General features: G+C 71.8%; 18 protein-coding genes, 1 tRNA gene and 1 pseudogene. 14 read left to right on the top strand and 6 right to left on the bottom strand.

All coding sequences use genetic code 11. From position 1 onward, the window contains the following. Positions 1-192 precede the first annotated feature (192 nt). The 5 genes and pseudogenes from eno to ACZ55U_RS11190 all read left to right on the top strand — a co-directional run bounded on the left by eno (position 193) and on the right by ACZ55U_RS11190 (position 5,507). Positions 193-1,479, top strand: a complete 1,287-nt coding sequence (eno, locus tag ACZ55U_RS11210; protein WP_465524840.1) for a phosphopyruvate hydratase — start codon at positions 193-195, stop codon at positions 1,477-1,479. Positions 1,480-1,617: 138 nt separating this feature from the next. Continuing rightward, complete coding sequence (locus ACZ55U_RS11205) at positions 1,618-2,106, top strand: FtsB family cell division protein (RefSeq protein WP_465524838.1); 489 nt, start codon at positions 1,618-1,620, stop codon at positions 2,104-2,106. After that, positions 2,078-2,605 (top strand): annotated as a pseudogene (locus ACZ55U_RS11200) (DUF501 domain-containing protein); the annotation flags it as partial. The gene ACZ55U_RS11205 and the pseudogene ACZ55U_RS11200, both read left to right, overlap by 29 nt. Positions 2,606-2,775: 170 nt before the next feature. Continuing rightward, positions 2,776-3,711: a Ppx/GppA phosphatase family protein gene (locus ACZ55U_RS11195; RefSeq protein WP_465524911.1), complete on the top strand. Its 936-nt coding sequence runs from the start codon at positions 2,776-2,778 to the stop codon at positions 3,709-3,711. Between the two features lie 428 nt (positions 3,712-4,139). After that, complete coding sequence (locus ACZ55U_RS11190) at positions 4,140-5,507, top strand: NAD(P)/FAD-dependent oxidoreductase (protein WP_465524836.1); 1,368 nt, start codon at positions 4,140-4,142, stop codon at positions 5,505-5,507. A 178-nt stretch (positions 5,508-5,685) separates the two neighbouring features. On the opposite strand, the gene ACZ55U_RS11185 is transcribed toward ACZ55U_RS11190, so the two are convergent. Further along, the gene (locus ACZ55U_RS11185; RefSeq protein WP_465524834.1) at positions 5,686-8,244 is read right to left on the bottom strand and encodes an ABC transporter permease; all 2,559 of its coding nucleotides are present in this window, start codon (positions 8,242-8,244) and stop codon (positions 5,686-5,688) included. Between the two features lie 41 nt (positions 8,245-8,285). Then, entirely contained in the window at positions 8,286-9,059 is a 774-nt protein-coding gene (locus ACZ55U_RS11180; protein WP_465524832.1) for an ABC transporter ATP-binding protein, read from the bottom strand. A gap of 291 nt (positions 9,060-9,350) precedes the next feature. On the opposite strand from ACZ55U_RS11180, the gene ACZ55U_RS11175 reads away from it, so the two are divergent. From ACZ55U_RS11175 to ACZ55U_RS11165, 3 genes are all read left to right on the top strand, one after another. Then, positions 9,351-9,432, top strand: a tRNA-Leu gene (locus tag ACZ55U_RS11175). Positions 9,433-9,573: 141 nt separating this feature from the next. After that, positions 9,574-10,461: a Bax inhibitor-1/YccA family protein gene (locus ACZ55U_RS11170; RefSeq protein ID WP_465524830.1), complete on the top strand. Its 888-nt coding sequence runs from the start codon at positions 9,574-9,576 to the stop codon at positions 10,459-10,461. Between the two features lie 83 nt (positions 10,462-10,544). Beyond that, positions 10,545-10,913, top strand: a complete 369-nt coding sequence (locus tag ACZ55U_RS11165; RefSeq protein WP_465524828.1) for a hypothetical protein — start codon at positions 10,545-10,547, stop codon at positions 10,911-10,913. 153 nt (positions 10,914-11,066) lie between these two features. On the opposite strand, the gene ACZ55U_RS11160 is transcribed toward ACZ55U_RS11165, so the two are convergent. From ACZ55U_RS11160 to ACZ55U_RS11150, 3 genes are all read right to left on the bottom strand, one after another. Then, positions 11,067-12,005 carry a hypothetical protein gene (locus ACZ55U_RS11160; RefSeq protein ID WP_465524826.1) on the bottom strand — a complete coding sequence of 313 codons (939 nt, stop codon included), beginning with the start codon at positions 12,003-12,005 and terminating at the stop codon, positions 11,067-11,069. A gap of 291 nt (positions 12,006-12,296) precedes the next feature. Continuing rightward, positions 12,297-13,523, bottom strand: coding sequence for an acetyl-CoA C-acetyltransferase (locus ACZ55U_RS11155; RefSeq protein ID WP_465524824.1), 1,227 nt, complete (start codon positions 13,521-13,523; stop codon positions 12,297-12,299). 63 nt (positions 13,524-13,586) lie between these two features. Then, on the bottom strand, positions 13,587-14,657 hold the full coding sequence (locus ACZ55U_RS11150) for an SGNH/GDSL hydrolase family protein (RefSeq protein WP_465524822.1): 1,071 nt from the start codon (positions 14,655-14,657) through the stop codon (positions 13,587-13,589). 322 nt (positions 14,658-14,979) lie between these two features. Between ACZ55U_RS11150 and ACZ55U_RS11145 the strand changes: the two genes are divergently transcribed. The 5 genes from ACZ55U_RS11145 to ACZ55U_RS11125 all read left to right on the top strand — a co-directional run bounded on the left by ACZ55U_RS11145 (position 14,980) and on the right by ACZ55U_RS11125 (position 20,089). Beyond that, entirely contained in the window at positions 14,980-16,380 is a 1,401-nt protein-coding gene (locus tag ACZ55U_RS11145) for a cystathionine beta-synthase (protein WP_465524820.1), read from the top strand. 483 nt (positions 16,381-16,863) lie between these two features. After that, entirely contained in the window at positions 16,864-17,202 is a 339-nt protein-coding gene (locus ACZ55U_RS11140; protein WP_465524818.1) for a hypothetical protein, read from the top strand. Positions 17,203-17,398: 196 nt separating this feature from the next. Continuing rightward, positions 17,399-18,685, top strand: a complete 1,287-nt coding sequence (locus ACZ55U_RS11135) for a L,D-transpeptidase (protein WP_465524816.1) — start codon at positions 17,399-17,401, stop codon at positions 18,683-18,685. Between the two features lie 73 nt (positions 18,686-18,758). Then, positions 18,759-19,310, top strand: a complete 552-nt coding sequence (locus ACZ55U_RS11130; protein ID WP_465524814.1) for a SigE family RNA polymerase sigma factor — start codon at positions 18,759-18,761, stop codon at positions 19,308-19,310. After that, on the top strand, positions 19,307-20,089 hold the full coding sequence (locus ACZ55U_RS11125) for a hypothetical protein (RefSeq protein ID WP_465524812.1): 783 nt from the start codon (positions 19,307-19,309) through the stop codon (positions 20,087-20,089). The genes ACZ55U_RS11130 and ACZ55U_RS11125 overlap by 4 nt, the downstream gene beginning before the upstream one ends. A 57-nt stretch (positions 20,090-20,146) precedes the next feature. Here ACZ55U_RS11125 and msrA read toward each other — a convergent pair whose 3' ends face one another. Then, positions 20,147-20,812: a peptide-methionine (S)-S-oxide reductase MsrA gene (gene msrA, locus ACZ55U_RS11120; protein WP_465524810.1), complete on the bottom strand. Its 666-nt coding sequence runs from the start codon at positions 20,810-20,812 to the stop codon at positions 20,147-20,149. Between the two features lie 447 nt (positions 20,813-21,259). Between msrA and ACZ55U_RS11115 the strand changes: the two genes are divergently transcribed. After that, positions 21,260-22,414: a cystathionine gamma-synthase gene (locus ACZ55U_RS11115; protein ID WP_465524808.1), complete on the top strand. Its 1,155-nt coding sequence runs from the start codon at positions 21,260-21,262 to the stop codon at positions 22,412-22,414. Positions 22,415-22,418 lie beyond the last annotated feature (4 nt).

Here is a 22,418-nt window from a genome sequence, read left to right as displayed (position 1 = left end):
CCGTCCCAGGGGGACAAGCTGGGACAAGCAGGTGAACTACCGGTGGGTAGAGGGGCCACACGCTGAGACGGAACCGAGGCCGAGGTGGTCCCGGGAGCCCGGGCGGTTAGGCTCTGGTCGTAACGACTCCGCAATCGTCCTGCTGACTGCACCCCGTCAGACCGGACCCCTGCTTCCGCAAGGAGATGCCTCGTGCCGTCCATCGATGTCGTCGTAGCCCGTGAGATCCTCGACTCGCGCGGCAACCCCACGGTCGAGGTCGAGGTCGGCCTCGACGACGGCAGCACGGGTCGTGCCGCTGTCCCGTCGGGTGCCTCCACCGGCGCCTTCGAGGCCCTGGAGCTGCGCGACGGCGACAAGAACCGCTACTTCGGCAAGGGCGTCGAGAAGGCCGTCCTGGCCGTCATCGAGCAGATCGGTCCGGAGCTGGTCGGCTACGACGCCACCGAGCAGCGGCTGATCGACCAGGCCATGCTGGACCTGGACGCCACCCCGGACAAGTCCTCGCTCGGCGCCAACGCCATCCTGGGCGTCTCGCTGGCCGTCGCGCACGCCGCCTCCGAGGCCAGCGACCTGCCGCTGTTCCGCTACCTGGGCGGCCCGAACGCCCACGTCCTGCCGGTCCCGATGATGAACATCCTCAACGGCGGCTCGCACGCGGACTCCAACGTCGACATCCAGGAGTTCATGATCGCCCCGATCGGCGCGGAGTCCTTCTCCGAGGCCGTCCGCTGGGGCGTCGAGGTCTACCACACCCTCAAGGGCGTGCTGAAGGAGCGCGGCCTGTCCACCGGCCTCGGCGACGAGGGCGGCTTCGCGCCGAACCTGGACAGCAACCGCGAGGCCCTGGACCTGATCGTCGAGGCCATCCAGAAGGCCGGCTACGTGCCCGGCCGTGACGTCGCGCTGGCCCTGGACGTGGCCTCCTCCGAGTTCTACGAGGACGGTGCCTACCAGTTCGAGGGCAAGGCGCTGACCTCCACCGAGCTCATCGAGTACTACGCCGAGCTGGTCGACGCCTACCCGCTGGTCTCCATCGAGGACCCGCTGGACGAGTCGGACTGGGACGGCTGGAAGGCCATGACCGTCCGGCTGGGCGACAAGGTCCAGCTGGTCGGCGACGACCTGTTCGTCACCAACCCGGCCCGCCTGGCCCGCGGCATCGAGACCGGCACCGCCAACGCGCTGCTGGTCAAGGTGAACCAGATCGGCTCGCTGACCGAGACCCTGGACGCCGTCGAGCTGGCCCAGCGCAACGGCTACCGCTGCATGATGTCGCACCGCTCCGGTGAGACCGAGGACGTCACCATCGCCGACCTGGCCGTCGCCACCAACTGCGGCCAGATCAAGACCGGCGCCCCGGCCCGCTCCGAGCGCGTCGCCAAGTACAACCAGCTGCTGCGCATCGAGGAGATCCTCGACGACGCCGCCGAGTACGCCGGCCGCGGCGCCTTCCCGCGCTTCCGCTCCGCGGAGTAACGGGCACCGCCGCTCCACCGGGCGGTGAGCACGTACGAGGGCCACGCGCTCCGGTGGCGCACGCCTGACCGGTGCCCCGCCGTTCACCCCGTAGGGTGGACGGCGGGGCACCGTCGCGACCAGGAGGGGATACGGGAGATGGCTGGCTGGAGGATCCCGGGCTTGGCGGCCCGGCCCCGGTTCACGAGCCGGGCGACCGTCCTCGTCCTGGTGCTCTGCTCGCTGGTGGCGATCCTCGCCTACCCGACGCGGCAGTTCATCTCCCAGCGCGCCGAGATCTCCGCCCAGCGGGCGAAGGCCGACCACGCGCGCCAGCAGGTCGAGCAGTTGCGCCGGGAGAAGGCCCGCTGGCAGGACCCGGAGTACGTCAAGGCGCAGGCCCGCGCCCGGCTGCACTACGCGGTGCCGGGGGAGACCCCGTACATCGCGGTGGACCCGGCCGGTCAGGCCGCCCGGCCCTCCGCGCCCGCCACCCCCGCCGCCGGCGGTTCGGCGAAGGCCGCCAAGCCCTGGTACACCAGCATCTGGGACTCGGTGGACGCCGCCGACACCGCCGCGGCGGCCCCCGCCCACCCCCTTCCGCTCCCACCGTCCTCCGTTGGAGACACCTCCCCCCATGACCACTGAGAACCACCCCACCGTCTCCGACGCCGACGTCGCGGCCATCGCCGCCCAGCTCGGCCGGGTGCCGCGCGGCCTGCGCGGCGTGGCGCACCGCTGCCCCTGCGGCAACCCGGACGTCGTGGAGACGGCCCCCCGGCTCCCGGACGGCACGCCGTTCCCCACGCTCTACTACCTGACCTGCCCCAAGGCCGCCTCGCTGATCGGCACCCTGGAGGCGGAGGGCGTGATGAAGGAGCAGACCGCCCGGCTCGCCGAGGACCCGGAGCTGGCCGCGGCCTACCAGAAGGCGCACGAGGACTACATCGCCCGGCGCGACGCGATCGAGGTGCTGGAGGGCTTCCCGAGCGCCGGCGGCATGCCGGACCGGGTGAAGTGCCTGCACGTGCTGGTCGGCCACTCGTTGGCGGCCGGCGAGGGCGTCAACCCGCTCGGCGACGAGGCGATCGGCATGCTGGAGGACTGGTGGGCCAAGGGCCCGTGCGTCTCCCCGGCCGAGGTCGAGGCCGCCGGTGAGCGGGTCGCCCGCAACCGCGCCAAGGAGCAGGACCACGAGGCGGTGATCGCCGAGAAGGCGCGCAAGAGCGCCGAGCGCGCCGCGAAGAAGCGCGCCGCCGAGGAGGCCGCGGCGGCGGACTCGGCGGCGGAGGCGGCTGGGCGGGAGTCGGAGTGACCATGACCCGCGTGGCCGCGATCGACTGCGGCACCAACTCCATCCGCCTGCTGGTCGCCGACCTCGACCCGGAGACCGGGGAGATCACCGACCTGGACCGCCGGATGATCGTCAACCGGCTGGGCCAGGGCGTGGACCAGACCGGCCGGCTGCACCCGGACGCGCTGGCCCGCACCTTCGCGGCCTGCCGGGAGTACCAGGAGATCATCTCCGGCTACGGCGTAGGCCCCGAGCGGGTCCGCTTCGTCGCCACCAGCGCCTCCCGGGACGCCGAGAACAGCGACGAGTACGTCAAGGGCGTGCGGGACGTCCTGGGCGTCGAGCCCGAGGTGGTGAGCGGCGAGGAGGAGGCGCACCTGTCCTTCGTGGGCGCCACCAAGGAGCTGGCGGGCGGTCAGTTCCCCGGTCCGTACCTGGTGTTCGACCTCGGCGGCGGTTCCACCGAGTTCGTGCTCGGCACGGACGACGTGCGGGCGGCGCGCTCGGTGAACATCGGCTGCGTGCGGCTCACCGAGCGCTACTTCGCAGACGCCGAACTGCCCTCCGCGGAGCAGATCGAGGCCGCCCGGGCGCACGTGCGCGCCGAGCTGGACCGGGCCGAGGAGGTCGTCCCGCTGACCGGCGCGGCCACCCTGGTGGGTCTGGCCGGGACGGTCACCACGGTGTCGGCGATCGCCCAGGGCCTGCCCGGCTACGACTCGGCGGCGATCCACCACTCGCGGGTCAGCCGGGAGCGGGTCGCCGAGATCGCCCACGAGCTGCTGGCCGCCACCCACGCCGAGCGCGCGGCCATCCCGTCGATGCACCCGGGCCGGGTGGACGTGATCGCGGCCGGGGCGCTGGAGCTGCTGGAGATCATGGAGCGCACCGGCGCCGACGAGCTGGTCGTGAGCGAGCACGACATCCTCGACGGCATCGCCTGGGGCATCGCCTCCTGACCCCTTCCAGGGCTTGCCCGGACCGGCCCCGGCACCCCTTTCGGGGGGTCGGGGCCGTGTCGCGCCCCGGGTGCGCGGGAAAGTTCGTGAATTTCTTCACATGGCGATACGGTCAATCGTTGCATTGGCTCGCCCGCTACGTCCGAAATGTGGGACCGAAGGCCCGTGGACGGGGTGGCCCATGGGATCGCAGGTCAGGCCTCGCATGAGGTTTGAAAATCGAAATCACGCGCGGGAACCCGGGCGCCGTACGGATCGTTGCTGCTCAGGCCGGTGGTGCTCCGGCGCGCGTTCGCGCGGTGCCGCCCCGGGGTGCGGACCCCCGCGCCGGGCCGGATTTTGCGGCCGCGGAGTGTAGCACAGAGGGTCCGTCAACTTGTGACCGGGCTCACGAAGGCTGCTCCGGACGGTGCTGGATACTTTCGGATATGAGCACCACGGAGCGTCCTCGCATCCTCATTGTCGGCGGTGGTTACGTCGGCCTGTATGCCGCGATGCGCATCCTCAAGAAGATGCGTTACGGCGAAGCGACCGTCACGGTCGTCGACCCGCGGTCGTACATGACGTACCTGCCCTTCCTCCCCGAGGCGGCCGGCGGCAACGTCGCGCCCCGCAACCTCGTCGCGCCGCTGCGCAAGACCCTCAAGCAGGCGGAGGTGCTGACCGGGTCCGTCACCGGTATCGACCACGCCCGCAAGGTCGCCACCATCCAGCCGGCGGCCGGCGACAGCTACGAGCTGCCCTTCGAGTACCTGGTCGTCGCGACCGGCTCGGTCTCCCGCACCTTCCCGATCCCGGGTCTGGCGGAGAACGGCATCGGCATGAAGACGGTCGAGGAGGCCATCGGCCTCCGCAACCACGTCATGGCCCAGCTCGACAAGGCCGAGTCCACCACGGACGAGGAGGTCCGCCGCAAGGCCCTGACCTTCGTCGTCATCGGCGGTGGCTTCGCCGGCATCGAGACCGTTGCCGAGATCGAGGACATGGCCCGCGACGCGGCCAAGCTGTACAAGACCGTCAGCCGCGACGACATGCGCTTCGTCGTCGTCGAGGCGGCCAACCGCATCCTCCCCGAGATGGGCCCGGACCTCGGTCTGTGGACCAAGGAGAAGCTTGAGGAGCGGAAGATCGAGGTCTACATCGAGACCTCGATGGACTCCTGCGTCGACGGCCACGTCATGCTGAAGAACGGCATGGAGATGGACGCCTCCACCATCGTGTGGACGGCCGGCGTGAAGCCGAACCCGGTGCTGTCCGAGTTCGGCCTGCCGCTGGGCCCGCGCGGCCACGTCGACACCGCGCCGACCCTCCAGGTCCAGGGCTTCGACTACGTCTGGGCCGCCGGCGACAACGCCCAGGTGCCGGACCTCGCCGCCGGCGAGGGCGCCTGGTGCCCGCCGAACGCGCAGCACGCCTGCCGTCAGGCCGTCGTCCTCGGCGACAACGTGATCTCCGGCATGCGCGGCTTCCCGCAGAAGGAGTACAAGCACAAGAACCTCGGTGCGGTCGCCGGTCTCGGCCTGCACAAGGGCGTGGCGATCCTCTTCGGCAAGTACAAGCTGAAGGGCCGTCCGGCCTGGTGGTTCCACCGCCTGTACCACGGTGCGATGGTGCCGACCTTCAACCGCAAGGTCCGCGTCTTCACCGACTGGACGCTCGCGATGTTCCTCAAGCGCGAGATGGTCGGCCTCGCCCAGATGGAGAAGCCGCAGCTGCCGATCCAGGAGGTCACTCCGCCCACCAAGCCCGTCGAGGCCGCCAAGCCGGCCGCCGACAAGGAACTCGCCAGCAAGTAAGCGACTGAGGCCCCGGTGTGGGAGCACCGGGGTATGAGTCGGAGGCTCTCCGCCCGGCAGTGTCGCCGGACCACGACCTCCGTGGTGCTCAGCCGGCCGTGCGACCGGGCGGAGTACAGAAGTGGGAAGGTCCCCCGCCGGAACCCCGGCGGGGGACCTTCCTCGTTCCGGCGACCGGTCAGTCGGTCTTGATGCTCGACAGGATGTCCAGCTTGGAGGCCCGGCGGGCCGGCCAGATCGCGGCCACCAGGCCGACCACCCCGGCCAGCACCAGGAACAGCGCCAGCTGGCCGTACGGCAGGACGGTGGTCAGGCCGGCCAGGCTGGACTTCAGGGTGCCGTTGATCGCCCAGGCGATGAAGCAGCCGAGCAGCAGGCCGATGCCGGCGCCGAACAGGGAGATCACCACCGACTCCAGCCGGACCATCCGCTTGATGCCGCCGCGGTCCAGGCCGATCGCCCGCAGCATCCCGATCTCGCGCTTGCGCTCGAAGACCGACATCGCCAGCGTGTTGACCACGCCCAGGATCGCGATCAGCACCGCCATCCCCAGCAGGCCGTACATCAGGTTCAGCGCGAAGGTGATGGTCTGGCTGAACTCGTCCCGGACGTCCTGCTTGGACTTGACGTCGATCACCGGGTTGGCGCCGGTGGCGTCCTTGATCGCCTGCTTGAGGCCGCCGGTGGCGCCGTCCTTGCCCTTGACCAGGACATCGGCGATGAACGGCTTGGGCTCGTGCTTGGCGACCTCGCTGTTGGCCAGCAGGACCGGGCCGAGCATGCCGCCCTTCTGGTACACGCCGCCGACGGTGAGCCGGCCGGTGGAGTCGTCGGGGAAGGACACGTTCAGCTCCGAGCCGGCGGTGACGTTCAGCTTCTTGGCGACGTCCTCGTCGACCAGCAGCTGGCCCTTGCCGAAGCCCGCGGTCGAGCCGCTGGTCAGCTTGACGTCCGCGAGCTGGTCGAGGACGGCGGCGTCCACGCCGGTGACCGCCTTGGTGGTGCCGTTGAGCTGCCAGTACGAGGTCGTCATCGCCGAGGAGGCGGCCACCCCGGGGGCCTTGGCGATCTGGGCGGGCACCTGCTCGGACAGGCTCATCCCGTTGGCGGCCCCGACGATGTAGTCGGCCTTCATCGAGCTGGTGACGGCCCGGTCGATGGTGTCGGACACCGAGGCGCCGATCACGGTGAGGCCGGTGACCAGGGTCAGGCCGATGGTCAGCGCGGCGGCGGTGGCCGCGGTGCGGCGCGGGTTGCGCACGGCGTTCTGCTGGGCGAGCTTGCCCGGGGTGCCGCCGAGGCCGCGCAGCAGCGGGCCGACCAGTGCGACCACCGGGCGGGAGAGCAGTGGCAGCAGGACGAACACGCCGATCAGGGCCAGGAAGGCGCCCAGGGCGACCGGCATCCGGCCGTTGGCGTTGCCGGTGGACGCGCCGTAGGCGATCAGGACGAGGCCGCCGCCGGTGAGCACCGAACCGATCGTGTTGCGGACCACCAGGCTCTTCTGCGAGGCCGGCTGGTCGCCGCTGCTCATCGCGGCCACCGGGGCGATCCGGGCGGCGCGCATGGCGGGCAGCAGGGCGGACAGGACCGTCACCAGGATGCCGACCACGACCGTCACCACGACGGTGAGCGGCTTGACCACCAGCGAGCCGTTCGGCATGTTCTCGTCCATCGCGCCGATCAGCGACTGCATCCCGGCGCCGATCCCGATGCCGGCGAGCAGGCCGGCCACGGCGGAGGCGGTGCCGATCAGCAGGGCCTCGATCAGCACGGACCGGGTGACCTGCTTGCGGCTGGCGCCGATGGCGCGCAGCAGGGCCAGCTCCTTGGTGCGCTGGGCGACCAGCATGGTGAAGGTGTTGGCGATGATGAAGATGCCGACGAAGAGCGAGATGAAGGCGAAGGCCAGGAGCATGGTGCGCATGTTGCTGGTGCCCTTGGTGATCATCTCCTGCTCGTCGGCCTTGAGCTTGTCACCGGTCTCGACGTCGAACTGGTTGCCGGAGGGCACCTTGGGCCGGGCCTGGGCGAGCAGCGCGTCCTGGCTGGTGCCGGGCTTGGCGGTGAGCACGATGCTGCTGTAGCGGCCGGGCTCCAGCAGGGTCTGCTGGGCGGTGGCCTTGTCGAACAGGGTGAGCGTGCCGCCGGTGTTCACCACCGGGTCGTCGGTGGTGAAGACGCCGGTGAGCTTCGCCTCGACGACCGGGCCGTTGGCGGCGACCCGGACGGTGTCGCCGACCTTGTAGCCCGCCTTGTCGGCGGTCCTGCGGTCGAGCGCGACCTCCTTGGCGTTCTTGGGCCCCTGGCCCTCGGCCATCGGGTAGCGCGGGTCCTTGCCGTCCTGGCCGGGCGCGAAGTTGGCGCCCTTGGCGGCCCAGAACTGGCCGATCAGCTCGCCCTTGCGGTCGGCGACGCCGGTGAAGCCGCTCACCACGCCGCGGGCCTCGGCGGTGCCCGGCAGGGCGGCCAGTTGCTGGACGGTGGCGTCGGTGAGCGTCGCTGTGCCGCCCTCGCTCTTCTGCTTGGCCGAGGCGGCGGAGCCGGCGGCGCGGTCCACGACCTGGACGGAGACGTCCGAGTAGCTCTTGGAGTTGCTGTCCCGCATGGCCTTGCCGAAGGTGTCGGAGAAGACCATGGTGCCCGCCACGAAGGCGGTGCCGAGCATGACGGCCAGCGCCGTCATCAGCAGCCGGCCCTTGTGGGCCAGCACGTTGCGCAGTGCGGTGCGATACATGAGGTGTCCTGGGGAGGGTCGGTGGGCGGACTGCGGCGGCGTCAGCTGGTGCGGCCCTTGGCGTCGAAGCGGCGCATGCGGTCCAGGACGGTGTCTGCGGTGGGCTGGTGCAGCTCGTCGACGATGCGGCCGTCGGCGAGGAAGACGACGCGGTCGGCGTAGGAGGCGGCGACCGGGTCGTGGGTGACCATGACGACGGTCTGGCCGAGCTCGCGCACCGAGTTGCGCAGGAAGGAGAGGATCTCGGCGCCGGAGCGGGAGTCGAGGTTCCCGGTGGGCTCGTCGGCGAAGATGATGTCGGGCTTGCCGGCCAGCGCGCGGGCGCAGGCGACGCGCTGCTGCTGGCCGCCGGAGAGCTGGGAGGGGCGGTGGCTGAGGCGGCCGGACAGGCCCACGGTGTCGACGACGCGGTCCAGCCAGGCCTTGTCGACCTTGCGGCCCGCGATGTCCATCGGCAGGGTGATGTTCTCCAGGGCGGTCAGCGTGGGGAGCAGGTTGAAGGCCTGGAAGATGAAGCCGATGTGGTCGCGGCGCAGCTGGGTGAGCTGCTTGTCCTTGAGGCCGACGAGTTCGGTGTCGCCGATGGTGGAGGAGCCGGAGGTGACGGTGTCGAGGCCGGCCATGCAGTGCATCAGGGTCGACTTGCCGGAGCCGGAGGGGCCCATGATCGCGGTGAACTCGCCCTGCGGGAAGGTCACGCTGACGTTGTCGAGGGCGACGACGCGGGTCTCCCCCTCCCCGTAGACCTTGTTCAGGCCGATGGCTCGGGCGGCCGCCAGGCCGGTGTGGACGGCGGTTGCGGTCGACGTGGTCACGGGGTGCTCCTCGGGCTAGCGGACTTGTACCTCCATGGTCCGCGACGTGATCATGGTCCTGCGTCGCTCCGCCGGACGGTTGGGCCTACCGCCGCTGGGCGTACGGAGGGGGTGGGCCCATCCTCCTGCGGTATGACGTGAACCCTGAGGCGGGCGGATGGCCGGAACGGATATCCTTCGTGGCCGAATTCCGGACAGTTCGTCAGATGGCAAGCAAACATGACAACTTCCCGGGCAGGGAACATGCGAAAGAGTGAGTCGGGCGACTAGGCTCAGGGTGGTTTCGCAGACGCCCGGATGGTGGAACGCAGACACGGGCAGCTTAAAACTGCTTGGCCGCGAGGCCGTGCCGGTTCGAGTCCGGCTCCGGGCACCGATTCCCGGCGGGGGCGCACGACGGCGTCCCCGCCGGACGCCGTTCACCGGATCCTCCTCGCGGCGTATCCCGGAATTTTTGCCAAGCCATTACCCTTGTGCAATGGACGGTGCAGTGCCGCCACGGAGGGAATGAGCAATGAGAAGCAGCAACCCGGTCTTCTCGCGGGAGGGGTCCTTCACCCGCGACGCCGGCTACGCGGGGTTCGGTACCTCCGCGCAGGCCGGGAGCCCGTACGGCCAGAACCCCTACGGTCAGAACCCCTACGCGGGCACGCCCTACGCCCAGCAGCCGCAGGGCCAGGCTCCGCTGACCGACGAGCAGCTGTACCAGATGTACAACGGGCCGTCCGCCGGCCCGGCGGCCACCGGGCGGATGACGCTGGACGACGTGGTCGCCCGCACCGCCATGACGCTGCTGACGCTCGTCGCGGCCGGTGCGGTGGCGTGGTTCACGCTGCCGTTCGAGAACTACGGCTACGCGGTCGGCGCCAGCCTGGTCGCCCTGGTCGTCGGCCTGGTGATCTCCTTCAAGCAGAGTGTCAGCCCGCCGCTGATCCTCACCTACGCGGCCCTCCAGGGCTTCGCGATGGGCGCCATCTCGCACGCCTTCAACACGGTGCTGAACGGCATCGTGATCCAGGCGGTGCTGGGCACGGCGGCGGTCTTCGCGGCGATGCTGTTCGCCTACAAGAGCGGCAGGATCCGGGTCACCGCGCGGTACGCCCGGATCGGCATCGCGATCGCCCTCGGCTTCGTGCTGCTGATGCTGGTCAACATGATCGCGATGGCCTTCGGCGCGGACATGGGGCTGCGCTCCGGCCCGCTGGGCATCGTGGTCGGCCTGGTCGGCATCGGCCTGGGCGCCTTCTTCCTGTCGCTGGACTTCCACGAGATCGAGACGGCCATCGCCCAGGGCGCGCCGCAGCGCGAGTCCTGGCGGGCCGCCTTCGGGCTGACGCTGTCGCTGGTCTGGATCTACATGGAGATGCTGCGGCTGATCGCGATCCTGCGCGGCGACGACTGACCGTCCCCCCGCTGTGGACCACTGCCGCCGGGCCCCGGAGCACTCGCTCCGGGGCCCGGCGGCTTTCGCATACGCTCCTGTCCATGCATGACGTGGAGTCCCTGGTCGAAGCCGTCGACAAACTGGCGGATCGTTTCCGCTCGCTGCCGCAGAGCAGGCTGCTGGGCGCCGTGCCCGGGCACGCCTCCCGGGCCGCGGCCGGGTTGGCGCTGGCCCGGCGACTGGCCGGGCTGGCGCTGGCGGTGGAGGGCGAGCCGTGGCGGGAGCTCCCGGACGCCGGGGCCTTCGCGGTGGGCGACCAGCTGGCCGTCGCCGGGCACGACCTGGCGGCCGCGCTCGCGGGGCTGCCGAGGGGTGCGCGGGTGGCGCTGCCGGACGGGCCGGTGGCGGCGGCCGAGTTGACGGCCGACGCGGTGGCGGCGGTCCGGGAGACGACGGCGCTCTGCGGCTGAGCCGCTGCGGCGCGGACGGGCGCGGGCGCGGGCGGAGGGATGCGGAAGGTCGCGGACGCGTGCGGACGGATGCGGATACACCGAAGGCCGGCCGGGTCGGTAACCCCTTGACCCGGCCGGCCTTCGGCGCGCTGATGATCCGGTGAGCTGGTGTCAGATGCTGGCGACCACCCGGTCGGCGAGCACGTAGACGGTCTCCTCGTCGGTGGAGAAGGTCAGCGAGTACGAGCCGGAGAAGCGCGAGCCGCCGAGCAGCCGGACGTGCTCACCGGCGCGGACGGCGTCGATCAGCCGGTAGGCGGCCTCCCGGTCGCCCGGGGCCACGCAGAGGGTGGTGCCGTCGGCGAAGGCGTACACGTCCAGGGTGCCCAGCGGGCCCGGGCGGACGTCGACCAGGGCGACGGCCTCCTCGGCGAGCGCGGCCAGCCGGCTGTCGGTCCACTCCCGGGACGGCGCCTGGCTGGGAACGAAGTCGGGGTGCGAGGGGTGGCGGCGCGGGTCGGGCGCGGCGACCGGGGCCTCCTCGACGGCCGGTTCGGCGTCCAGCAGCCCGGCCTCCAGGCCGGTGGCCAGCAGGTCGGCCTCCCGGCGGGCCCGGGCGTCCTTGGTCTCGCCGACCGGGTGGCCGGGGCGCAGCGGCACACCGCCGTCGGCGCCCGGCTCGACCGCGGCGGCGCCGCCCTCGTTGATCAGGTCCTCCAGCGCGGAGCGCAGCGCCTCGCCGAACTCCGGGTCCATCGTCCCGGCGTTGTCGACGGCGTCCTGGGGGCCGGTGGGGCGGGGGAAGAAGAGCGGCCACTCCTCGGTCCCGGAGAACGCGCCGGTGAACGGGGAGTCGAGCAGCGGCGCGTCCTCGGCCGCGCGGGCCTCCTGCTCGGCCCAGAACGCCCGGGCCTCGGTGATCTCCCGTTCGCGGTCGGCGGCGAGCGCCTCGGTGACGGCCCGGCGTATCGCGGCCTCGTCCACCGGGGCGGGCGCGGTGGGGGCCGCGGCCTGCGCGTCCAGTCGGCGGGAGAGTCCGCGGAGGTGGAGCAGCACGGCGGTCGACACGGTGATCAGGATCAGCAGCAGGATGGTGTAGACGGCGCTCACGGAACGTACTCCTAGCGAGGAGCGGAACGGGGTTACGTGTCCACACTGCCGCATCTTGGGCTGTTACCGCAGTGGCGAATGTCCAATTCCTCCTGGACTTTCGCTCTTGTCCCCAAATTGTTAGGTAACACCGTTCTACACAGTGGAGTTGATCCGCTCCGCAGTGTCGATTTCCGGGCCGAAAACGAAAGAAATGAGGGCCGGATCGACCTCGCGGTGTGATCCGGCCCTCAATTACGCTGCGTCACTCCAAATGGGTGGTCCAGACCCTTCGGACGGCGCCCGCAGGGGTCAGCTGAGGCGCTCGATGACCATCGCCATGCCCTGGCCGCCGCCGACGCACATGGTCTCCAGACCGAACTGCTTGTCGTGCCACTGGAGGGAGTTGATCAGCGTGGTGGTGATCCGGGCGCCCGTCATGCCGAAGGGGTGGCCGACGGCGATGGCGCCGCCGTTGACGTTCAGCTTGTCCAGGTCGACGCCCAAGTCCCGGTAGGAGGGGATCACCTGGGCCGCGAAGGCCTCGTTGATCTCGACCAGGTCGATGTCGTCGATGGTCAGGCCGGCCCGCCGCAGCGCCTGCTGGGAGGCCTCGACCGGGCCGTAGCCCATGATCTCGGGGGAGAGCGCGCTGACGCCGGTGGAGACCACCCGGGCGAGCGGGGTGATGCCCAGTTCGCGGGCCTTGGTGTCGGACATGATGACCAGTGCCGCGGCGCCGTCGTTCAGCGGGCAGCAGTTACCGGCGGTAACGGTGCCGTCGGGGCGGAACACCGGCTTCAGGCCGGCCACGCCCTCCAGGGTGACACCGGCGCGCGGGCCGTCGTCGGCGCTGACCACGGTGCCGTCCGGGAGCGTCACCGGGGTGATCTCGCGCTCCCAGAAGCCGGCCTTGATGGCGGCCTCGGCGAGGTTCTGCGAGCGGACGCCGAACTCGTCCTGCTCGGCGCGGGTGATGCCCTTGAGCGCCGCCAGGTTCTCGGCGGTCTGGCCCATCGCGATGTAGGCGTCCGGCAGCAGCCCGTCCTCGCGCGGGTCGTGCCAGCCCGCTTCTCCCGTGCCCTGCTCCGCGCGCTGCTTGGTGCGGGCCTGGGCCTCGTCGAAGATCGGGTTCATGGTGCCCGGCAGGCCGTCCGAGGTGCCGTTCACGCTGCGCGAGACGGTCTCGACTCCGGCCGAGACGAAGACGTCGCCCTCGCCCGCCTTGATCGCGTGCAGGGCCATCCGCGTGGTCTGGAGCGAGGAGGAGCAGTAGCGGGTGATGGTGGCACCGGGCAGGTAGTCCATCCCCATCTGGACGGCCACGATGCGGGCCAGGTTGTGGCCCTGCTCGCCGCCGGGCAGGCCGCAGCCCAGCATCAGGTCGTCGATCTGGCGCGGGTCGAGCTGGGGGACCTTGGCGAGGGCGGCCTGGACGATGTGGGCGGTCAGGTCGTCCGGGCGGACGTCCTTGAGCGAGCCCTTGAACGCCCGGCCGATCGGCGAACGGGCGGCGCTGACGATGACGGCTTCGGGCATGGCGGGCTCCTCGCTGGGTGACGGCGGACCTGACGTCCGGGAGGAAAGTTACCGCCTGGTAGATCAGGCGTCACCGGCCCCAGCGTGTGAGCTGGCCGACGTATTCCCCGGGGCCGTACCGGCCTCCTTCCCGTTCTCCGGGCGGGGCAGCCCGATCCGCAGCCGGTGTCTGAGCTGGGCCCAGCGGCGGCTCGCGCCCTCCGCCGGGACGGCCGCCACCTCGGTGCCCTCCCGCCCGGCCGCGGCGGCGGCGGCCACCGCGACCGGCAGCACCGCGGTGCCCGGGACGGTCGCGGCCGCGGGCTCCTCCTGCGGCCAGAGGCCGAGTGCGGCGCAGACCGAAGGCAGCACGGCCATCGCGGCCGTCGCGTAGCCCTGGGCGGACGGGTGGTAGCGGTCGGCGGCGAACATCTCCGGGCGGGCGGCGAACTCCGGGCCCAGCAGCGAGCCGAGCGAGACCGTCCGGCCGCCCGCCTCGACCACCGCGATGGTCTGCGCGGCCGCCAGCTGCCGGCTCAGCCGCCGGGCGACCCAGCGCAACGGCGGGCGCACCGGCTTGATCGTCCCGAGGTCGGGACAGGTGCCCACGACCACCTCGCAGCCGTTGGCGCGCAGTGCGGCGACGGCCTCGCCCAGCTGGCGGACGGCCAGCTGGGCCGGGCTGTGCCGGGTCACGTCGTTGGCGCCGACCATGATCACCGCGATGTCCGGGCGGTGCCGCAGCGCCTGCTCCAGCTGGCCGGAGAGGTCGGCGGAGCGGCCGCCGGAACGGGCCACGTTGACCAGCCGGACGGGGCGCTCGGCCACCGAGGCGAGGCCGGCGGCGAGCAGCGCGCCGGGGGTCTCGCCGGCCCGGGCCACGCCGAGGCCGGCGCCGGTGGAGTCGCCGAGCACGGCCAGCACGAGCGGGGCCGACGGGGCGGCGGTGCGGTCGGCGAAGGCCTCGCCGTAGACGCCGTCGGCCTTGGGCGGCTGCGTCTCCAGCACGCCGATGGCCTGGACGGCGAGCTTGCTCTCGGTCAGCAGCAGGCCGACCAGGCCCACCCCGAGCAGACCGAGCCCGCCGCCGCCGTACGCCGCGGCGGTGGCGATCCGGCGGGCGACCCGCGCCCGCGAGTCCTGTGCCCCTGGCATGGCGGTGCCCCCTTCGCGTGCTCCCTGCCGACCCCTCCGGCCGTACCCGGCTTCTACCCGCGCGGAGGGCGGGAGTACCGGCGGAGGTGGGCCATTGGTGAGGAGGGGGTGGGGGTGGGGACGGTGGGGTGGGTGGCGCGCTCCGTGGAGGGCGGGAGTACCGGCGGAGGTGGGCCGTCGGTGAGGAGGGGGCGGGGTGGGGGATCGGTGCCGGGGGCGGGGCATCGGGGCAGGGGGGAAGCAGGGGGCCACGGGGCGGGTGTCACGCCCTACGCTTTGCAGTACCGAAGCACTCGCATGCCCACAGACCGGGAGGACCCCCGTGCGGTACCACAATTCGATCATCGACCTGGTCGGCAACACGCCCCTGGTCAAGCTGAACAAGGTCACCGAGGGCATCAGCGCGACAGTGCTGGCGAAGGTCGAGTACTTCAACCCCGGTGGCTCGGTCAAGGACCGCATCGCGATGCGCATGATCGAGGCCGCCGAGGCCTCGGGCGCCCTCAAGCCCGGCGGCACCATCGTCGAGCCGACCTCCGGCAACACCGGTGTCGGCCTGGCGATCGTGGCCCAGCAGAAGGGCTACAAGTGCATCTTCGTCTGTCCGGACAAGGTCTCCACGGACAAGATCAACACCCTGCGCGCGTACGGCGCCGAGGTGGTCGTCTGTCCGACCGCCGTCGCCCCGGAGCACCCGGACTCCTACTACAACGTCTCCGACCGGCTCGTCCGGGAGACCCCGAACGCCTGGAAGCCGGACCAGTACTCCAACCCGGACAACCCGGCCTCGCACTACCACTCCACCGGTCCGGAGCTGTGGGAGCAGACCGAGGGGAAGATCACCCACTTCGTGGCCGGCGTCGGCACCGGCGGCACCATCTCCGGCACCGGCAACTACCTGAAGGACGCCTCCGGCGGCAGGGTCAAGGTGATCGGCGCCGACCCGGAGGGCTCGGTCTACTCGGGCGGCACCGGCCGGCCGTACCTGGTCGAGGGCGTCGGTGAGGACTTCTGGCCGACCGCCTACGACCGCGACGTCGCGGACGAGATCGTCGCCGTCTCCGACAAGGACTCCTTCCAGATGACCCGCCGCCTGGCCAAGGAGGAGGGTCTGCTGGTCGGCGGCTCCTGCGGCATGGCCGTGGTGGCCGCGCTGGAGGTGGCCCGGAAGCTGGGGCCGGACGACGTCGTGGTGGTGCTGCTGCCGGACGGCGGCCGCGGCTACCTGTCGAAGATCTTCAACGACGACTGGATGGCCGACTACGGCTTCCTGCCCTCCTCCACCGACGAGGCGCACATCGGCGAGGTGCTGGCCCGCAAGGAGTCCATCGAGCAGGGCGGCGTCCCGCAGTTCGTCCACATGCACCCGAACGAGACGGTCGCCGAGGCGGTCCGGGTGCTGCGCGAGTACGGCGTCTCGCAGATGCCGGTGGTCTCCCCGGGCGCCGGCCACCCGGACATCATGGCCGGCGAGGTGATCGGCTCGGTGGTGGAGAAGCTGCTGCTGGAGGGCATCTTCGCGAAGGACATCGAGCTGACCGACACGCTGGACAAGGTGATGTCCAAGCCGCTGCCGGTGGTCGGCTCGGGCGAGACCGTCACCAACCTGATGACCGTGCTGGAGAAGGCCGACGCGGCCGTCGTGCTGGTCGAGGGCAAGCCGCAGGGCATCGTCACCCGGCAGGACCTGCTGGGCTTCCTGACCGGCCGCGGCCAGCACTGACGCGACGCCGCCGCCCCGGGGCCGGACGCGCGGGACCGTCCCCGGGGAAGTGGTACACCGGCGTCACCTGTCCGCAGCACGTGGTTAACAAGGCTCCGGCATCGTGGTGGTCAACGGCAGGACGCCGAGTGAGGCGACGGCAACCGTCCGGGAGCGGCTCCCCGGCGACCGCGGTCGGCTCCGGACACGCCGGGCGGACCTGACCGGCCCGTCGTGTCCCGTGCCGTGGGAGGCGCCGTCGTCTCGCTCCTGCCCGGCTCCGGCCGACAGGATGCGGCGGCTCCCACGGCAGCACCGCGCCGCACGGCGCGCGTCCCCGCGGCTCCCGGGTGGGGGAGCCACTGCGGGGGAGCGGTGGGGCCGGTCCTTCTCCGGGAGGACCGGCCCCTTCCGTTCGCCCGCGCGCTCCGGGGCGCCCGGGGTGTGCGCCAGGCGGGCGCCCGTGCGGCGCGCCGGGCGTGGCCGTCCCGTACGCTCGCACGCATGACCAGCATTGAAACGACCGACCAGGACGCCCCGCGCTACGTCCGGGTCAAGATCGAGCTCATCGCGGAGATCACCGACGAGGGCGCGCTGAAGGCCGCCGCCCTGGAGGCCGTCACCGCGGACGAGTACCTCGACGACGAGGAGCGCGCCCAGTCCGTCGAGGCCATCGAGGTGGACCCGTCGGGTTCGCTCGCCCACTTCATCGACCCCGTCGCGCTGCTCGGCGACGTCCCCGGTGTGGAACTCGCCTCGGCGACCTGGGAGTCGGCGCAGACCGAGTTCGACCCGGACAGCGAGGAGTGGGACGAGTACCAGGTGGACGAGACCGCCGAGTAGTGCCCACTGAGTGGCGGCCCGCCCGTCACGGCTCGTGAACGCCCGGTCCACCTCGCGGACCGGGCGTTTCGTCCTTGTTCGTCAGGAAGTTGGGTCATCTCATACGATCGCTTACCCTTCGGTGATGGAACCGTGAACGGGTGGATTGCGTTTCTGTATCCGTAAATGCCCGGGATGATCAGCAGGGAGACGCGACGTGACGGCACGGGACGGTCAGGGACGGGTGGCCGGAAGCAACTGGAGCCGGCGCGGGGTCCTCGCGGGGCTGATCGGGGCGCCCGTCCTGCTGCTGGCGGCCTGCAACGACAACAGCGCCTCCGGCTCCGGCAACGGCGGCTCCGGCGGCAGCGGGAGCGGCGGTGGCGGCACCCCGGGCTCCGGCGGTGCGAGCAGCGCCGCCCCGAAGACCTCGGCCGCCGTCATCACCGTCACCCCGGCGGACGGCGCCGCCGCCGCGAGCTTCAGCGAGCCGGTCAAGGTCGCCGTGACCGGCGGCACCCTGAGCAGCGTCAAGGTCGTCGACACCGCCGGCAAGGAACTGGCCGGCCAGCTCTCCGCCGACGGCACCAGCTGGACCTCGGCCGCCGCCCCCGCCAGCGGTACCAAGTACACCGTCGCCGCCACCGCCTTCGACAAGGACAAGCTGGAGGCGGACTCCAACGCCGTCTTCACCACGGCGACCCCGGCCAACACCTTCGTCGGCTACTTCACCCCGGAGGACGGCTCGACGGTCGGCGTCGGCATGCCGGTCTCGATCAACTTCAGCAAGCCGATCACCGACCGCAAGGCCGTCCAGCAGGCGATCACGGTGATAGCCGAGCCGGGCGTCGAGATCGTCGGCCACTGGTTCTCCAGCACCCGCCTCGACTTCCGGCCGCAGCAGTACTGGGCCAAGGGCACCAAGGTCACCCTCAAGCTCCGGCTCAAGGACGTCGAGGGCGCCAAGGGCGTGTACGGCACCCAGTCCAAGGACGTCAGCTTCACCATCGGCCGCGCCCAGACCAGCGTCGCGGACCTCGCCACCAAGAAGCTCACCGTCACCACCGACGGCCAGGTCAGCGCCGTCTACAAGATCTCCGGCGGCTCGCCCGAACACACCACCTGGGGCGGCAAGATGGTGATCTCCGAGCAGTACACCCAGACCCGGATGAACTCGCAGACCGTCAACCTGGGCAGCGAGTACGACATCCCGGACGTGCCGCACGCCCAGCGCCTGAGCACCTCGGGCACCTTCATCCACGGCAACTACTGGTCCTCGCCGTCCATCTTCGGCGGCCAGAACACCAGCCACGGCTGCATCGGCCTCCAGGACGCCAAGGGCGCGCAGGACAGCGGCACGGACGGCTACAAGTTCTACAAGTCCTCGATGGTCGGCGACGTGGTCGAGGTCGTGAACTCCGGGGACAAGACGGTCGCCCCGGACAACGGCCTGAACGGCTGGAACATGAGCTGGGCCGCCTGGAAGGCCGGCAGCGCCCTCTGACCCGACGGACCCGTACCGAAGAAACCTCCCGGGCGGACCGAACCTCGCGGTCCGCCCGAGGAGTAGGACGGGTGTGAAACGCGAGCAGAGACAGCGCCAGGACGCCGAGTTCACCGCGTTCGTCGCCGGGAGCGGCCGCCAGCTGCTGAGGCTGGCCGAGCTGCTGACCGGCGACCCGGAGCGGGCCAAGGACATCGTGCAGTCCGCGCTGGAGCGTGCCTACCTGCACTGGCACCGGATCACCGGTGACGACCCCACCGCGTACGTCCGGCGGATCGTCGTCAACCAGCATCGGGACTGGTGGCGCCGGCTGCGCAACCGCGAACTGCCCACCGAGCACACCCCCGACCGGCCGCTGGCCGAGGACCTCGCCGAACGGCACGCCGAACGGGCCCTGCTGCACCAGGCGTTGGGAACGCTCACCCGACGGGAGCGGACGGTCGTCGTGCTGCGGTACTACGGGGACCTCACCGAGGCCGCCATCGCGGCCGAACTGGGCATCGCCCAGGGCACGGTGAAGAGCACGCTGCACCGGGCGATGTCGAAGCTGCGCGCACATCCCGAACTCGCCGACCGCTGCGGAGGGTCGGCCGAGCCCATGACGCGCATCGAGGTGACGGTATGACGTTCGAGGACAGGCTCGGAGAACTGCTCAAGGAGGAGGACGGGGCCGGGCCGGAGCCGTCGGCGGTCCTCGCCGGTGCCCGGCGCCGCCGGGCCCGCCGCCGGGCGGGGGCCGGGGCCGCGGCGCTCGCGGTGGCCCTGATCTGCGGGCTGACGGCGGTGACGGCGGGTAGCGCCCGGCACGTGGGGGAGGTGACGGCCGCCGCCGGGGCGGCGTTCACCCCGACGGCCGCGCCGGGCTCCACGCCCGCTCCCACCGCCACGGGGACCCCGCCGACGCTCCGGCTGCCGCGCTCCCCGGTGCGGAAGGTCGTCCCGGGGGAGCGGGTCGAGATGGCCGCCGGTGCCCGGATGTGGGTCACCGAGAACGAGAAGTGCGACGAGTACCTGGTCGACGAGGCCTGGTACTCCGGCAGCGGGTGCCGGGACGTGCGCAGCGACAACCTGGGGTACGACCGGCCCACCGTCCTCGCCCAGTCGTACGGCGACCGCGACCACGCGATCGAGTCCGGCATCTACCTGGGCCCGGTCGCGCCGGCCAGGATCGTGGCGTTCACGGAAGGCAGGCCGGCCGTCGCCACGCTGGTCACCACGCCCGGGATGCGGGGGTGGATCGGCTACTACGTCGTCCTGCCCCCGCTGCGGGTGGACACCCCGGTCCAGAACCAGCCGTCGGTGAGTCCCGCGATCGGGGCGTACGACACGGACGGCAGGCTCCTGGCCGAGGACCCGGGCGTCAGGGCCGACGGCTCCCGGGAGCGGGCCCCGGCCCGGCTGTGAGCCGGTTCGCGGCGACCGGCTCCGCGGGCCGGCCCCGGCGCGGGCCGGGGCGGCAGGTCAGTCCCCGGTGCGGGCCACGCCGATCGGGCAGGAGGCGCCGGTGCCGCCGAGACCGCAGTAACCGTTGGGGTTCTTGGCCTCCGACAGGTACTGCTGGTGGTACGGCTCCGCCGGGAAGAACGGGCCGGCCGGGGCGATCTCGGTGGTGATCGGGCCGTAGCCGAGCGCGGTCAGGGACGGCTGGAAGGCGTCCCGGGTGGCCACCGCGGCCTCGGCCTGGGCGGGGGAGTGGGTGTAGACGGCGGAGCGGTACTGGGTGCCCACGTCGTTGCCCTGGCGGTTGCCCTGGGTCGGGTCGTGCGCCTCCCAGAACGTCTTCAGCAGCCGCTCGTAGGAGATCACGGCCGGGTCGTACACCACCCGGACCGCCTCGGTGTGCCCGGTCAGCCCGCTGCACACCTCCTCGTACGTCGGGTTCGGTGTGTGCCCGCCCTGGTAGCCGACCAGCGTCGTCCAGACGCCGGGCAGGCGCCAGAAGACGCGCTCGGCGCCCCAGAAGCAGCCCATCCCGAAGTCGGCCACCTCCAGGCCCTGCGGGTACGGGCCCACCAGCGGGTGCCCCAGCACGGTGTGCGGCTCGCGCAGCTCGAAGGCCGGGGCGGGCCGGCCGGGCAGCGCCTGGTCGGCGGGGACGAGCGAGGTCTTGTGGCGGTCGAACAACACGGCCTGCTCCAGCGGGTCGGGGAAGGTGGTGTCGTTTCCAACGCGGACGGCCGCCCCCGGATTCCGGGAGCGGCCGTCGAGGTCGTGCGCGGCGACGGTCAGGCATCCCGCCCGGCCGCCGCGACGGCGCCCTGCACCGCGTCGATCCGCACGTCGGCGGGGGCGGCAGGCCGGCACGGGCGAGCAGTGGCGGGATCATGCCGGCGTGCTCATGCCAGTGGAACGCTGGGGCGCGCCCATGCGGTGGTCCTCCCCCCGGGCGCGACGGCAAGGGCGGCGCGCGGTCGTTGCGTGGTGAACATGTGTACGACGGGTGGTGATCGTAGCGGTCGCCGGGGCCGGGCGCACCGGAGTTGCGACTCCCGGCACCCCCGTTCCCACCTGCGGGTTCACCCCGGTTTCCGGTTCGTGAGGGCTTGACGGCATTCGCCCACTAGGCTCGGACCCATGACCGAGCACCAGCTTCCTCAGGGCTTCGAGACCCTCGCCATCCACGCGGGTCAGGAAGCAGACCCCCAGACCGGGGCCGTCGTCACGCCGATCTACCAGGTGTCCACCTACAAGCAGGACGGGGTGGGCGGCCTGCGGGGCGGCTACGAGTACAGCCGCAGCGCCAACCCGACCCGCACCGCGCTGGAGGAGTGCCTCGCGGCCCTCGAAGGCGGCGCCCGCGGCCTCGCCTTCGCCTCCGGCCTGGCCGCCGAGGACACCCTGCTGCGGACCATCCTCAAGCCGGGCGACCACATCGTCATCCCCGACGACGCCTACGGCGGCACCTTCCGGCTGTTCGCCAAGGTGCTGACCCGCTGGGGCGTCGAGTTCTCCGTCGCCAACACCCAGGACCTGGCCACCGTCCGCGAGGCGCTGCGCCCCAACACCCGCGCGGTGTGGGTGGAGACCCCGTCCAACCCGCTGCTGGGCATCACCGACCTGGCCGCGCTCGCCGAGATCGCGCACGGCGCCGGCGCGCTGCTGGTGGTCGACAACACCTTCGCCAGCCCGTACCTCCAGCAGCCGATCTCGTTCGGCGCGGACGCCGTCGTCCACTCCACCACCAAGTACATGGGCGGCCACTCGGACGTGGTCGGCGGTGCGCTGGTGCTGGCCGACGCGGCCCTCGGCGAGGAGGTCGCCTACCACCAGAACGCGATGGGCGCCGTCTCCGGCCCGTTCGACGCCTGGCTGGTGCTGCGCGGCATCAAGACGCTGGGCGTCCGGATGGACCGGCACAGCGCCAACGCGGAGAAGGTCGCCGAGCTGCTCGCGAGCCACCCGAAGGTGAGCCAGGTGCTCTACCCGGGCCTGCCCGAGCACCCCGGCCACGACATCGCCGCCAAGCAGATGAAGGCCTTCGGCGGCATGGTCTCGTTCCGGGTCGCGGACGGCGAGGAGGCGGCCGTCGAGGTCTGCAACCGCGCGGAGCTGTTCACCCTCGGCGAGTCGCTCGGCGGCGTCGAGTCGCTGATCGAGCACCCGGGCCGGATGACCCACGCCTCGGCGGCGGGCTCGCCGCTGGAGGTGCCGTCCGACCTGGTGCGCGTCTCGGTCGGCATCGAGTCGATCGACGACCTGCTGGCCGACCTCAAGCAGGCGCTGGGCTGAGGAA

The organism is Kitasatospora sp. NPDC034533 (assembly GCF_055575155.1).
The sequence above is the reverse complement of the archived record's forward strand: the minus strand, read 5'-3'. Positions and strand labels throughout refer to the sequence as shown.